Source organism: Myxococcus sp. RHSTA-1-4 (genome assembly GCF_020037125.1).
GTDB lineage: Bacteria > Myxococcota > Myxococcia > Myxococcales > Myxococcaceae > Myxococcus.
In genome coordinates this window covers 178,547-191,838 of record NZ_JAIQDG010000008.1, presented here as the reverse complement: position 1 = coordinate 191,838, position 13,292 = coordinate 178,547, and the positions used below count along the sequence as shown (strand labels likewise).

Sequence of the window (13,292 nt, the reverse complement as noted above, 5' to 3'; positions counted from 1 at the left end):
GGACGTCTCATGGCATCCGTCTATGACCTGATACTGCGCCGGCTGGTGCAGGGCCATCCCGAGCAACTGCTGCTCCTGCTCTTCGGCTCCAACGCGCCCAGGTTGGTACGCGCCGTCGATTCCAGCCTGCCCCAGTCCGAGCGGCGTGCGGATGCCCTGCTCATCGTGGAGGCCCGGGGCGAGCGCTTCGCGGTGGAAGTGGAGCTCCAGGCCCAACCGGAGGCGGGCTTCGCGCGCAGGCTGCTGGACTACGCGGTGCGTGCCCACCTGCGGGAGGGACTCCCGGTGCTACCCGTCGCTCTCTACCTGCTACCCGAGGCCGAAGGGGCGCCGCCGCCCTACACCTTCGACTGCGTGGGGCGGCGGGTGCTCTCGTTCGACTTCCAGGTGGTGAGGCTGTGGGAGGTGGACTTCTCCCTGCCTGCCCTTCAGGCGCCCGCCCTGCTGGCCCTCTCCGTCATGGAGCAGACGGCGGGGCCGGAGCGGGCGGCCTGGGCCGAAGCCCGCCTGCGCCGGGAGCCGGGCCTTTCGGAGGAGGAGCGGTTAGACTTGCTCGTGGTATTGGGTTCCCTGGCCGCCCGCCGTTTCGGTCCCCGGTGGCTCAGCCAGTCGTTGAGGAGCGTCATGCTGGACTCGCCTTTCTGGGATGAAGCGGCTGCAGAGGTACGCATCAAGGAACGCGTCAAGGACCGCACCCGGACGTTGCTGACGTTCGCCAGCACCCGGGGGATGGTGCTGCCGCCCGAAGCCGAGCAGCGCCTCGTCGAGCTGGGAGCCGATGTGCTCGAGCAGCTCATCAAGCAGGCCTTCGCCGCACCCGACGATGCGGCGGCCGCGCTCCTCAAAGCGGTCGCGCCGCGCGGCCACTGAAGGGGGCCGGCGCGCTCCGCTTCAGACGCCCTCGTCTTCCTCGGGGTCCGGGTAGGACTCCAGCTCCTCGTCCTCCTCCTCGACGTGGGCATGGCGCTTCTTGCCCTTGGCGTCGCCGTGCGTGCCGCCGTGGGCTCCACCGAGGTCGGAGTCCGCCGCCACCACGTACCACTGGCGGCCCTGCTGGATTCGGCGCAGCAGTCCCTCCTGCTCCAGCGCGGCCAGCAGCCGGGCGAAGGTGGAGAAGCCGTGCTCGCGCTCGTCGAAGTCGGGCTCCTTGCGGACGATGGCTTCCTTGATGAGCGACGGGTTCACCGGGCCGGTGGCACGGGCGAGCATGCTCTGCACCACCTCGCGGGCCATCTCCGGGACTTCCGTCTTGCCGTGCCCCTTGCCACCGGCCTGCGGGGCGGGCGCCGCCTCGCCCTTGCCGCCCCGGCCGCCGGCCTTGTGCCCGTGGTGGCCCCGCTTGCCGTGCCCGGCGTCATCCGCGGCCACGCTCTGGCGGCCCTTCTCCTTGTCACCCTTGTCCTTGTCCGAGCGGGACTGGCGCGGGCGCAGGTAGATGAACTCGTCACAGGCCTTCACGAACAGGGGAGAGGTCGACTCCTTCACCGCGAGCCCGATGACGGTGCGGCCGTTCTCACGAAGCTTGTAGGCCAGCGGGCAGAAGTCGCTGTCCCCCGAGCCGATGACGAAGGTGTCGATGCTCTCGCGCGCGTAGCACAGCTCCAGCGCGTCGATGACCAGGCGCATGTCCGCGCCGTTCTTCCCGGCCCGCGTGGAGGGCGGCACGTCGATGAGCTCCACGCCGAAGTCGTGCAGGCGAATCTTGGCCTCCGCGAAGCGGGACCAGTCGCAGTAGGCGCGGCGGAAGACGACCTTGCCCTTCTCCAGCAGCCGGTCGAGCGACGGCTGGAGGTCGAAGTTCGCGGAGCTGATGCCGGTGTTGGTGACCAGGTTCTCGAAGTCGATGAAGAGGGCGATGCGGTGTTCCTCGTTGCGACCGTTCACGTGCTGCCTCTGCGTGCGACCGCCCCGACAGAGGCGGTGGATATGGGTCCGGGCGCTCGCGCGGGAGCCGTGCCGGATGCACCACCCTAGCCCTTTCCGGGCGGCAAGGGGCGGATGCCTTCACGATGTGAACACTTCCGGGACGCGTCCGCACCGTCAGCATGCGGTCAGGCGCGTCGCCGGTGGCTGCCACCCTGCGTGGGCGCCAACCCAGGGCCTAGCTTCAAGCGAACCGGGTCGACGAACCCCAAGCTGGAGCAGGACCGATGACACGGATGATTCCCAGAAGATGGCGAGCGCTCGCGCTGGCGGCGCCTTCGCTGACGGCGCTGCTGCTACCGCTGGCCGCGCCGGCGAGAGACCCCGAGCAGCCCACGGAGGAGAAGAAGCAGGAGAGCTGGGGAGACCTGGGCAGCTTTGGCCGCGCGGGTATCATGCCCCCGGTGACCCGCGAGGGCATCAACGAGCTCAGCGTGGGCCCGCAGGGCACCAGCGCGGGCATGCCGGTGCGGCGGGTGGAACCGGACGAGGACCGGATGCGCGAGCTGTCCGGCCAGGTGGTCAAGCTCAACGGCATGGTGCTCTACGTGCAGACGCCGGTGGGCGCGGTGGTGCCGCTGGACCTGAGCGCGCTGCAGCTCCGCAAGGCACCCGAGAAGGGCCAGGAGGTGGTGGCCATCTACCAGGTGGAGAACAAGACGGAGAACGTCGCGCTGTCGCTCAAGGGCGAGCTGCCCGACGAGGGCTGAGCCGTGGCACGGAGCGCCTGGCCCGGGGCTCTCTCTCACTCCTCCGGCTGGAGCTGGACCAGGGAGGGCAGCTCCGGCGCCCGCGCGCGCAGGCGGGGCTTGGGGCGGATGGCCACCGGGACGCGGGAGGCCGCGAGCATCTCGAAGTCGAACACGTTGTCACCGAAGGCCGCGTAGAGCGGCTGGGACGTGCGCGCGCGCAGGCACGTCACCTTCCCGGCGGCGTAGGGGATGGGCTCGATGATGGAGGCCAGCACCGTCCCACCGTCCTCGCGCGGCGTGCACGCCAGCACGTTGGCGGGGCTGAGCCCCACCTCCACCACCGCGGCCTCCACCACCGCGAGCGGCGAGGCGCTGACCACGTAGCAGGGAATGCCCCGGCCCAGCGCCCACTCCACCACGCGCCGGGCCTCGGGGTGGATGCGGCGCTTCACCTCGCGGCGGGCCACCACGTCGCGGGCGAAGGCGCGCACGTCCTCCACGCGCCAGCCGGCGAAGAGCCACGCCACCATCTCGTAGATTTCCTTCTCCGGGATGCGCCCCGCCTCGAACGCTTCGAAGAGCTGGTGCGCCAGCTCGCGCGCCCCCAGGCCCGGTGCCATGCCGTGCGCCGCGCCTACCCGCTCCAGGGCCGCGTACGCCTCCGGGCGGATGCCGCCGTGCTCCAGCAGGGCGAGGAAGAGGTCGTCCCCCACGTCCCCGCTCCACAGCGTGCCGTCCCCGTCGAACGCCATCACTCCGCCGGGCGCCCGCGCGGCCTCCTGGCCGATGCGCTCCAGCGTCTCCTCCACGCGCTCCATCCTCATGGACGCGCATCCTCCCCCGGGCCCGGGCCCGCCGTCATCCCCCCGGGCGCGTCACGAGGCCCCGTGCGGCACCGGCTCATTTCCGCGACGTGGCGCTGCGCACCTCGTCGAGGACGCTGAGGTCCACCAGTCCGGTGATGTCCGCATCGGTCGTGAAGCCCAATTCCTTCGCGTGCCGGGCGGCGGTGGCGAGCGCGGAGGGCACCGGGTCCAGGCTGGGCTCCATCCGGGAGAAGGCGGCCTGGGCGATTTCCGGGGGCAGTGGCTTGCGGGTGAGCTTGCCGAAGGCGGCGTTGGCGGAGGTGGTGAAGCCGGCGGGGTCCTCCTTCCAGCGCTCGGTGAGCCGCACGTGCGCGCGCAGCACGGCGGCCACGCGCGGGCGCTGCGTCTCCAGCACCTTGCGTGTCGTCACGATGACGGTGGTGGGGAAGCGGCGCTCGGGCCACAGGTCGCGCTCGTCCACGAGGATGCGGCCTCCGCCCTCGGCCACCATGCGCGCGCCCCACGGCTCGGGCACCCAGGCGCCCTCGATGCTCCCGCGCAGGTACTGGCCGAGGATGTCCGGGTTGCTCAGTGGGACAATCTGCACGTCGCCGGTGCCCTGGAGGTGGGTGTTCAGCCCCTGCTGCTTCAGCCAGTAGCGCAGGGAGATGTCCTGCGTGTTGCCGAGCTGCGGCGTGGCCAGCTTCTTCCCCTTCAGCTCCGCGGCGGACTGCGCGGTGCGCACCACCAGCACCGCGCCGCCATTCACCGCGCCGGAGATGATGCGCAGCTCGCGCCCGGCCTTGAGGAACGTGTTGATGGCGGGGCCGCTGCCCACGTAGGAGATGTCCAGCGAGCCGGCCACCAGCGCCTCCATGGCGGCGGGGCCCGCGTTGAACTGCTTCACCTCCAGGCGTCCCACGCCGGGCTGCGAGGCGAAGGTGCCCTCGGCGTTGCCCACCAGCGCCTGCGCGTGGGTGATGTTGGGGAAGAAGCCCAGCCGCAGCGGGGCGTCCGGACTACCGGAGGACGACTTGCCCTTGCAGCCGGCGCCGAGCACCGCCAGGCCGGTGAGCACGAGGAGGAACAGGGAGCGGGATGCACGCATACCCGGCCAAGAAAGGTACGGCGCGGCGGGATTTCAACGGACCCGGGGGCGAAGCGTCTGGCGGCTTACGTCGACTTTCGTCACATGGACGGGACCAGGCCCCAGCGGCGCCGCACCCGTACCTCCACCGTCTGGAAGAGGACACGGTCCACGGTGATGCCGATGACGATGATGGCCAGCATGACGGCCATGACCTGGGGCACGTCCATCAGCTCGCGGCCCACGGTGAGGAGCTGTCCCAGGCCGCCGGAGACGAAGAGCAGCTCGCCGGCCAGCAGCGCGCGCCAGGCGAAGCTCCACCCCAGCTTGAGGCCGGTGACGATACCGGGCAGGGCCGCGGGCAGGATGACGCCGAGCTGGAAGCGCATGCCCTTCACGCCCAGGGTGCTGGCCACGCGGACGAGTTGCGGGTCCACGCCGTTGACGCTGTCCTCGGTGGCGATGGCGATGCCCAGCACGCTGCCCATGACGACGACGAAGAGGATGGCGGCGTCCGTCAGGCCGAACCACAGCAGCGCCAGCGGCAGCCAGCAGATGGAGGGCAGTGCCTGAAGGCCCATGACGACGGGCTTCACCGCGTCGCGGAAGAACGAAATCCGGGCCATCAGCAGGCCCAGGGGGACGCCGATGGCCACGGAGACGAGGTAGGCGCGGCCCAGCCGTCCCAGCGAGCGCAGCGTGGCCTCGGCCATGCGGCCGTCGGAGAGCATGGCGCCCAGGCTCTTCACCACCGTCACCGGGCCGGGGAACAGGTGGGGAGACCAGATGCCCAGCCGGGCCACCAGCTCCCAGCTCCCCAGCAGCAGCACGAACATGCCGAGCTTGTGGACGTAGCGCTTCATGGCTCACCTCGCGGGCCGGGCCAGCCCGTGCGCGGGCACGGCGGGATGCGGGGCGGGGGGCGGCCGGGGCACGGGCTCGCGCGGTGCGGGGCCCTCCACCTGGCGCAGCAACTCGCGGACGTGCCGCGTCATCTCGTTGAGGCCGGCGTCCTCGGGCTTGCGTGGCATGGGCAGGTGGACCTCGAGGTCCCGGACGACGCGTCCCGGCCGCGGGGCCATGAGCACCACGCGGGTGCCGAGCATCAGCGCCTCGTGGACGTCATGGGTGACGAACACCACCGTCTTGCCGGTGCGCATCCAGATGGATTGAAGAAGCTCCTGCATGTGGATGCGCGTCTGCGCGTCCAGCGAGCCGAAGGGCTCGTCCATGAGCAGCACGGCCGGGTCCATGGCCAGCGCGCGGGCCAGCGAGGCGCGCATCTTCATGCCGCCGGAGAGCTGGTGGGGCAGGGTGTCCTCGAAGCCGGTGAGCTGGACGCGGCGGATGAAGGCGTCGGCGCGCTCCTTGCGCTGGGCGCGCGGCACGCCCTTGGCGGCCAGCGCGAAGGTGATGTTGCCGCGCACGGTGAGCCACGGGAACAGGGCCGCCTCCTGGAACATCAGCAGCCGCTCCGGCCCGGGGCCGTGGATGGGCTTCCCGTCGATGGACACGGTGCCGCCGGTGGGCTTCACCTGGCCCGCGAGCGCGTAGAGGAGCGTGGACTTGCCACAGCCGGACGGGCCCAGCAGGCACACGAACTCGCCCGAGCGGACGTTGAGGTCCACGTCCTGGAGGGCGACGACCTTGTTGGCGTACTGGTGGCCAAGCTGGGCGACGGCGATTTTCGCGCGGTTCGCCTCCACGTGCGCCGGCCGGAGCAGGCGCAACGAGCTTCGCCATCGGCCGAGGAGGGCACGCAGCATCGGCCACAAGCTACGCACGTGGGGAGAGGTGGGAAGTGGGGAGGGCACGGACGGCATGGGCAGCCCCCGCATGTCTGCCTGCCTCCCATGTGTTCCCCATGGCGCCCCTACGTCGCCATGGGCCTTCCATCACCTGTGCCCCGGTCCACTCCCCCCACGGGCACAACTTGGGACTGCGTGCGGGGAGTGCTTCCGGGGCCCGCTCGGCCGTCCCGGACGGGAGGGCAGGTTCGACTTAGACGTGTGCTCGGTTGCTGGTTCGACAACGTGGTGCTCGGAGCCCTGGACCAGTACGCCGAGGAGCGCCGGTTCGGCCGCGCGGGCCTCGTCCTCTTCCTCGGGCTGGGGAGCGCGCTGCGTCTATCGCCGTGGGAGCGCTGGTGGCGGGCTTCGGCAAGGTGAAGCTGCTGGACTGGAAGTTCCGGTTCGACCTGGAGCGCTTCGGGGCCGCTTTCTGCGTGACGCTGGGCCTGTGCGTCACCCGCTTCGTCTGGTTCCTGGTGCACGACTTCCGGTGCCGCCGGGGCCTCTGGTAGGGCTTCGTGCCCGGATGCGCGGAAGCAGACCCGTGAGTCGTGAGACTTTCAGTCCACGTTCCGCAACAGCTTCGGCGTGCTCACCGACACGATGTTGGGGTCGCTTGAGAGCTCGGAGAGGGATTGCTCCAGCAATTCCGCAGTGAAGATCAGCGGGGACATCTTGGAGCGCACCTTGACCTGGGGCGGGACGTAGTCGGCCTTGCGCACCTTGACGATGACGGCGACCGCACGGCCCCGGGTAGACAGGGGCTTGGAGGACGCGTGCTTATCAACCTGAGCTGCGCTGCGCTTGATGTCATGGTCGAGCTTCGATGGCGCGGAATGCTCAGTCACCGAGGTGTAGCGCCGCTTCGAGGAGCCAGCCGCTGGCTCCTCCTTCGTCTTCTTCTCTGGCTTTCGCACGTCCTGATTCAGCAACGGCATGATTGCTGCCCCCTGGCAGAGTGGAGACGAAGATGACCCGCCGCAACTCTGGCAGTTCCCCTTATGCGTACGCCAGTACTTGGACGGTACGTCCCCCCTCTTTGTACCATCAATTCGCCTAATGGGGTAGTTAAGTCGCTTTTTTACGCTTCGTCGGTCTAGCACTGGACCGGCGCTTGCCCCGGAGGCCCTTGCTTCCCACCCTCGGCGCCTTCTTTGCGCTGCTGGTGACCGGGACACGTGCCTGGAGGGCCTTGAGCGCTGCGGCGACATCGAGCCGGCCGAAGCCCAATCGCGGGTGCCATCCCTGCTGCTCGGGGCGGGCCGTCTCCAGGAGCAATTGTCGCAGCTCATCGACCGGGAGCGAGAGACCTCGGGCATGGGCCTCCGCGTACAAGAGCGCGACCGCTCCCGAGACGGCAGGCGCCGCCATGCTCGTTCCCGACATGGTCCTGAGGCCCTTCTGGCTGCCCGACTTGACCGACCACACCGCCTGGCCGGGGGCACTGAGCTCCGGCTTTTCAAGCTTGCGCTTCTTCAATGACGCCTGTCGGATGGGACCGGCGGAGGAGAACGAAGAGAGCGGGAGATGGGCTTTGTGCGCGTCGTAGGAGCCTACGGTGATGCTCTTCTCTCCACAGGAAATGGAGCCCAGGGTGTGGGTGGGCACGGGGTCCTTGAAGCGAGACTGCGCACCGTCGTCTCGCTCAATCCAGGCATGGAACTGGCCGTTCTGTACGCGGACCCCATGGAGCCGTACGATGTAGATGCCTTGGGGGACGCCGACCTCCAGGAGGATGCCAATGGCGTTGTCCCCGTTATTGGGGTCCTTCCTGCGGTGGGCGACGAAGAACGCCAGCTCCCCGGTGTCATCGAGCGAGCGCCTTGTATCGCCCAGCGCCACCCGGCCGAGTGACGTGCCATCGGGCATGAGCAGCTCGACCTCGAACTCGTCGCTCCCCGTGTACCAGAGCTCCAGCTCCTTGTGACTCTTGTGGGTGTTACGCACGTCCCAACGGATGTCGAAGGACTCGGCTTGCCGTACCTGCCCCGCCGTGTGGATGTGGTCCTCGTGGGAGTTGGATGCGGCGATGACGACCGCCCGGTTGGGCGCTGCGCTCACTATCTGGTCGATGCCTTCTTCCACGAGCGTCGAGCCATCATGCGGCCCCCCGTTGGTACCCAGGCTCAGGTTGACGACGCAGGGCCTGCCACCCGCAGTGTCGAAGATGAACTGCACCGCTTCCAGCAACTGGACCGAGTCGCCAAAGCTGCTCGTCGTGACCCCGTCTCCCTCCCAAGGGATGTCGCTCGCGGAGAGCTCGACGAAGAGCAGGTCTGCTTTCGGCGCGATGCCAGCGTACTTGCTGCCGCTGCCCTTCCCGTTTCCAGCGGCGATTCCCAGGACGTGGGTTCCATGGGCTCCTGACTTCCAGTCAAGGTTTTGGTCCGGCCGGTAGCCGAGCGCGGCGAAGGGCTCTTTCCTGCGCAAGGCCGAGTCAATATTCTTCCGGTTATGGAACTGGCCATAGCCTAGGGGGCTGTCCGGCAGGGAGTCTGCGCGCTGGTCCCAGATGCCGATGAGTCGCGTCGAGCCATCCGCGTTGCGCAGGTCCCGATGGGTGAAGTCGCAGCCGAAGTCGACGACACCGATGAGGGTACCGCTGCCCTGGTTGCTCTTGAGCCCCTTGGGCAGCAAGTCCCGGCGGGCACGGATGTCCCGCACAGTTTCGTGGATGGCGGGACGGATTGGCTGCGCGGCCTTGAGGCTCAGGACGTTGTCGAGCCCCCGCAGATGCTCGATGCGCTGCAGTGGCACCCGGGCCGTGCAGAGATAGCCTCGCTCACCACCCGTGTCCCTCGAGCCGAGCAACACACCCGGATTCACGTCGGGATGGGCCCACCACGCGTCCACATCCCGGACACGGGCGACGACCGCCACCTGTCCTGTCTGGGTGGATGACGTCGCACGCGGTCGAAAACCCCGCTGTCCCTTTTCGACCAGTCGCTGCAGTCGAGGGTCCAGTTCGGTGAGCACCTGGACTTTTTCCAGCCGGGGCTTGGAAAGGCGTAGCTCGTGGCGCCGAGGCTCGTCTGCTGCGGACGCAACGTCGGACTGCACTAGGCCAGGTACCAGCGCGGGTCTCCTCATTATCAGTGCCCCCAAGCGAGTAATTCCAGGCAAGCCTAGAACGAGTTGCACGACGAATTCCAACAATGTTCCCGACCGCATGATGCGGGGAATCGCGTCGTGTCTGGAGTTACCGCCCACGCGCCCGGGCCACCGTATGCGCTGTCAGCCAGGGGGCGCCCCTACCCGCTCCGCGCGCCGGTGCGCCCGCGTCCTCACGAGCAGCCAGCCGGCGAACACCAGCAGCAGCGCGCCCACGCCCGTGAAGGCACCACCCACGCGCAGCGAGGCGCGCCGGTCGTCCCGCACCAGCTCCAGGGACCCCGCCTGGGGCGCCGCGAGGTAGCGCTTCACCTGCTCCTCCGCGCGCACGGCCTCGGCCTCGTCGGTGGCCCACTGGGAGAAGAGGGGGAACTTCCCCCGGGCCGTCTCCAGCTCCGGCCGGAAGATGGGGACGCTCTTGCGGCGGGCGCTCCGGGTGCGCTCCAGCGTCACCCCCTGGATTTCGTCCAGCGTGAAGCGTCCCACCTCGTCGCGGGTGAGCCACCCCGCCCGGGTGAGCGTGCAGGGGCCGCCCGGCTCGCACAGCAGCTCCACGCGCCCCTTCGTATCCAGCAGGTACGGCCCGAGCACGAGGAAGGGAAGCGCCAGCAGCACGCAGGCCGCCGCGCCAATGGCGGTGGAGCGGCTGCGGCGCGGCTCGTCGGAAGGGGAGGGGACGGTGGACTCGCTCACGATTCCCTCTCATAGACCCGCGAGCGCCCGGGCGGCAGCGGTTTCGTGCGCCCCGCGCAAGCGTTGACCCCTGGGCAGCGGGCAGGCGGGCGGTGTGCACCGGTGGACCCGAGTCACCACCGTACCGTGCGCGCCCGCGGCGCTTCCGGCAGGAGTCAGTCCCTGCCCGCCTCCGTGGAACGCATCCGGACCCGAAGGAGCCCGCGCATGAAGGCCGTCGCCGTCTTCCCCCAGCAACGCGAGGTGCGTGTCATCGACGCCCCGGAGCCCCGGCTCCAGTCGCCCACGCAGGTGAAGGTGCGCACGCGCGAGGTGGGGGTGTGCGGCACGGACCGGGACATCGTCCAGTTCCTCTACGGCACGTCGCCGCCCGGCTCGGAGTACCTCATCGTCGGCCACGAGTGCCTGGGCGAGGTGGTGGAGGTGGGTGGCGCCGTGCAGGGCCTCCAGAAGGGAGACCTCGTGGTGCCGCGCGTGCGCCGGCCGTGTCCGCACGCCACCTGTCCCGCGTGCCGGCACGGGCACCCGGACTTCTGCGTCACCGGGGACTACACGGAGCGGGGCATCAAGGAGGCGCACGGCTTCTGCGCCGAGCTCTTCGTGGAGGACGTGGCGTACGTGCACCGCGTGCCCGCGGAGCTGCGCGAGGTGGCGGTGCTCACCGAGCCGCTCACCATCGCCGAGAAGGCCCTGCGCGAGGTGCGGCGCATCCAGGAGCGGCTGCCGTGGAAGCCCGAGACGGGGCGCGCGGTGGTGCTGGGGGCGGGGCCGGTGGGGCAGCTCGGCGTCATGGCGCTGCTGCGCCGGGGCTACGTCACCACGGTGTACTCGCGCAGCCCCAAGCCCAACGAGAAGGCGGCCGCCGCCGAGGCGGTGGGCGCCCCGTACCTCTCCTCCAAGGAGCTGTCCGTGGAGGAGCTGGTCCGCCGTGCCGGCGCCCCGGACGTCCTCTACGAGGCGGCGGGCGCGGCGAAGGCCGCGTTCGAGACGCTGAAGGTGCTGGCCCCCAACGGCGTCGTCGTCCTCACCGGCGTGCCGTCTCACGAAGAGGCGCTGTCGCTGGAGGGCGCGGCGCTGCTCAAGCAGCTCGTGCTGAAGAACCAGGTGGTGCTGGGCACGGTGAACGCGGCGGACTCGGACTTCGACATGGCGCTGGACGACCTGGGGCGCTTCCGGGCCCGCTGGCCGGGCGGGCTGGAGCGGCTCATCACCGCCCGCCACCCGCCCGAGGACTATTGCGACGCGGTGACGGGAAGGAAGGGTGGTGGCGGCATCAAGCACGTCATCACCTTCACGTGAGCGGTGCCGGCGAGGAGACGCCCATGGCAACGGGGAGCAGCGTGAGCAACGTGGCGGGCCGCTCGGTGCCCATTGAAGACCACGGCATCATCGGTGACCTGCGCACGGTGGCGCTGATTGGGAACGAGGGCACGCTCGACTGGCTGTGCTTCCCCCACTTCGACAGCCCGAGCGTCTTCGGCGCGCTGCTGGACCCGGACCGGGGCGGCCACTGGCGCATCTGCCCGGAGCCGGACGGGGTGATGAAGAAACAGTTCTACTGGCCCGACACCAACGTGCTGGTGACGCGTTTCTACACACCGGACGGCGTGGGGGAGCTGGTGGACTTCATGCCCATGTCGCGCCACGAGCGGAAGCACGAGCGCGAGGTGCTGAGGCGCGTGCGCGTGGTGCGCGGGGAGATGCGCTTCATGATGGAGTGCTTCCCGGCCTTCAACTACGCCCGGGACTCGCACGAGACGCACGTCATCCACGGCGGGGCCGCCTTCGCGTCGAAGACGCTGGAGCTGACGCTGGCCTCGTCCGTGCCGCTACGGAGGGAGGAGCGGGGCGTCAGCGCGCGCTTCACGCTGCGCGAGAACCAGTCCGCCGTCTTCAACCTGCGGCAGGGCGCGCGCATGTCGTGCCGGGAGCTGGTGCACAGCCACGAGTCCTCGGAGGCCATCTTCCGGGACACGGTGGAGTACTGGCGCCACTGGCTGTCGGGCTGCGACTACACGGGGCGCTGGCGGGAGACGGTGCGGCGCTCGGCGCTGGCGCTGAAGCTGCTGACGTACGAGCCGACCGGGGCGATTGTCGCGGCGCCCACGTGCAGCCTGCCCGAGTCCCCCGGCGGCACGCGCAACTGGGACTACCGCTACTGCTGGCTGCGGGACGCGGCCTTCACCGTCTATGCGTTCATGCGCATCGGCTTCAAGCAGGAGGCGGCGGCCTTCATGCGCTGGGTGGAGGCGCGCTGCGCGGAGCAGGGGGACGGGCCGCTGCCGCTGATGTTCTCGGTGGACGGCAGCCGCGTTCCGGACGAGCTGGAGCTGGCGCACCTGAGCGGGTACGGCGGGGCGCGGCCGGTGCGCATCGGCAACGCGGCGGCGGACCAGCTCCAGCTCGACATCTACGGCGAGCTGATGGACTCGGTGTACCTGTCCAACAAGTACGCGGCGCCGATTTCATATGACTTCTGGCGGCACCTGCGGCGGCTGGTGGACTGGGTGTGCAACCACTGGAACCAGCCGGACGAGGGCATCTGGGAGGTGCGCGGCGGGCGGCGGCACTTCGTGTACTCGAAGCTGATGTGCTGGGTGGCGGTGGACCGGGCCATCCGCCTGGCGGACAAGCGCAGCTTCCCGGCGGACCGGCCGCGGTGGCTGGCGGTGCGCGACACCATCTTCGAGGACATCATGACGCAGGGGTGGAGCCCGAAGCGCGAGGCCTTCATCCAGGCGTACGAGAGCGAGGCGCTGGACGCGGCGAACCTGCTGATGCCGCTGGTCTTCTTCCTGTCGCCGGTGGACCCGCGGATGGTGTCCACGCTGGACAGGATGCGGCGCCCGCCGGCGAAGGGGGGCCTGGTGTCGGACGGGCTGGTGTTCCGCTACGACGTGGACAAGACGCTGGACGGAATCCCCGGGCGCGAGGGCACCTTCAACCTGTGCAGCTTCTGGCTGGTGGAGGCGATGACACGCGCCAGCGTGGCGAGGCCCGATTTGCTGGAGGAGGCGCGGCTGACCTTCGAGCGGATGCTGGGCTACGCCAACCACGTGGGCCTCTACGCGGAGCAGACGGGCCCGTCCGGCGAGGCGCTGGGCAACTTCCCCCAGGCGCTCACCCACCTGTCGCTCATCAGCTCCGCGTACAACCTGGACCGCACGCTGGGCAGGCGGGACTGAGCGCC

14 protein-coding genes are annotated in these 13,292 nt (G+C 69.8%); 6 read left to right on the top strand and 8 right to left on the bottom strand.

Annotated features, from left to right (window positions below):
- Window positions 1–9: 9 nt before the first annotated feature.
- Complete coding sequence (locus tag K8638_RS14025) at window positions 10–870, top strand: hypothetical protein (protein ID WP_223755013.1); 861 nt, start codon at window positions 10–12, stop codon at window positions 868–870.
- A gap of 21 nt (window positions 871–891) precedes the next feature.
- On the opposite strand, the gene K8638_RS14020 is transcribed toward K8638_RS14025, so the two are convergent.
- On the bottom strand, window positions 892–1,884 hold the full coding sequence (locus K8638_RS14020) for an NYN domain-containing protein (RefSeq protein WP_223755012.1): 993 nt from the start codon (window positions 1,882–1,884) through the stop codon (window positions 892–894).
- A 275-nt stretch (window positions 1,885–2,159) separates the two neighbouring features.
- On the opposite strand from K8638_RS14020, the gene K8638_RS14015 reads away from it, so the two are divergent.
- Window positions 2,160–2,633 (top strand): hypothetical protein, encoded by a 474-nt coding sequence (locus K8638_RS14015; RefSeq protein ID WP_223755011.1) that lies wholly within the window; start codon window positions 2,160–2,162, stop codon window positions 2,631–2,633.
- Between the two features lie 35 nt (window positions 2,634–2,668).
- On the opposite strand, the gene K8638_RS14010 is transcribed toward K8638_RS14015, so the two are convergent.
- From K8638_RS14010 to K8638_RS13995, 4 genes are all read right to left on the bottom strand, one after another.
- Window positions 2,669–3,439 (bottom strand): HAD family phosphatase, encoded by a 771-nt coding sequence (locus K8638_RS14010; protein ID WP_223755010.1) that lies wholly within the window; start codon window positions 3,437–3,439, stop codon window positions 2,669–2,671.
- A 76-nt stretch (window positions 3,440–3,515) separates the two neighbouring features.
- The gene (locus tag K8638_RS14005) at window positions 3,516–4,529 is read right to left on the bottom strand and encodes an ABC transporter substrate-binding protein (protein WP_223755009.1); all 1,014 of its coding nucleotides are present in this window, start codon (window positions 4,527–4,529) and stop codon (window positions 3,516–3,518) included.
- A gap of 80 nt (window positions 4,530–4,609) precedes the next feature.
- The gene (locus tag K8638_RS14000; RefSeq protein ID WP_223755008.1) at window positions 4,610–5,371 is read right to left on the bottom strand and encodes an ABC transporter permease; all 762 of its coding nucleotides are present in this window, start codon (window positions 5,369–5,371) and stop codon (window positions 4,610–4,612) included.
- 3 nt (window positions 5,372–5,374) lie between these two features.
- On the bottom strand, window positions 5,375–6,274 hold the full coding sequence (locus K8638_RS13995) for an ABC transporter ATP-binding protein (RefSeq protein WP_370643974.1): 900 nt from the start codon (window positions 6,272–6,274) through the stop codon (window positions 5,375–5,377).
- Window positions 6,275–6,517: 243 nt separating this feature from the next.
- Here K8638_RS13995 and K8638_RS13990 point away from each other — a divergent pair, with 243 nt between their 5' ends.
- Together K8638_RS13990 and K8638_RS13985 are read left to right on the top strand one after the other, a co-directional pair.
- On the top strand, window positions 6,518–6,676 hold the full coding sequence (locus K8638_RS13990; RefSeq protein WP_223755006.1) for a hypothetical protein: 159 nt from the start codon (window positions 6,518–6,520) through the stop codon (window positions 6,674–6,676).
- Complete coding sequence (locus K8638_RS13985) at window positions 6,655–6,810, top strand: hypothetical protein (RefSeq protein ID WP_223755005.1); 156 nt, start codon at window positions 6,655–6,657, stop codon at window positions 6,808–6,810. Before K8638_RS13990 ends, K8638_RS13985 begins: the two co-directional genes overlap by 22 nt.
- A gap of 48 nt (window positions 6,811–6,858) precedes the next feature.
- On the opposite strand, the gene K8638_RS13980 is transcribed toward K8638_RS13985, so the two are convergent.
- The 3 genes from K8638_RS13980 to K8638_RS13970 all read right to left on the bottom strand — a co-directional run bounded on the left by K8638_RS13980 (window position 6,859) and on the right by K8638_RS13970 (window position 10,102).
- Window positions 6,859–7,236, bottom strand: coding sequence for a hypothetical protein (locus K8638_RS13980; RefSeq protein ID WP_223755004.1), 378 nt, complete (start codon window positions 7,234–7,236; stop codon window positions 6,859–6,861).
- A 130-nt stretch (window positions 7,237–7,366) separates the two neighbouring features.
- Entirely contained in the window at window positions 7,367–9,274 is a 1,908-nt protein-coding gene (locus K8638_RS13975) for a S8 family peptidase (RefSeq protein ID WP_223755003.1), read from the bottom strand.
- Between the two features lie 258 nt (window positions 9,275–9,532).
- Complete coding sequence (locus K8638_RS13970; RefSeq protein WP_223755002.1) at window positions 9,533–10,102, bottom strand: hypothetical protein; 570 nt, start codon at window positions 10,100–10,102, stop codon at window positions 9,533–9,535.
- 207 nt (window positions 10,103–10,309) lie between these two features.
- On the opposite strand from K8638_RS13970, the gene K8638_RS13965 reads away from it, so the two are divergent.
- Both K8638_RS13965 and K8638_RS13960 read left to right on the top strand, forming a co-directional pair.
- The gene (locus tag K8638_RS13965; RefSeq protein ID WP_223755001.1) at window positions 10,310–11,401 is read left to right on the top strand and encodes a glucose 1-dehydrogenase; all 1,092 of its coding nucleotides are present in this window, start codon (window positions 10,310–10,312) and stop codon (window positions 11,399–11,401) included.
- Window positions 11,402–11,424: 23 nt separating this feature from the next.
- Window positions 11,425–13,287: a glycoside hydrolase family 15 protein gene (locus tag K8638_RS13960; protein ID WP_223755000.1), complete on the top strand. Its 1,863-nt coding sequence runs from the start codon at window positions 11,425–11,427 to the stop codon at window positions 13,285–13,287.
- Window positions 13,288–13,292 lie beyond the last annotated feature (5 nt).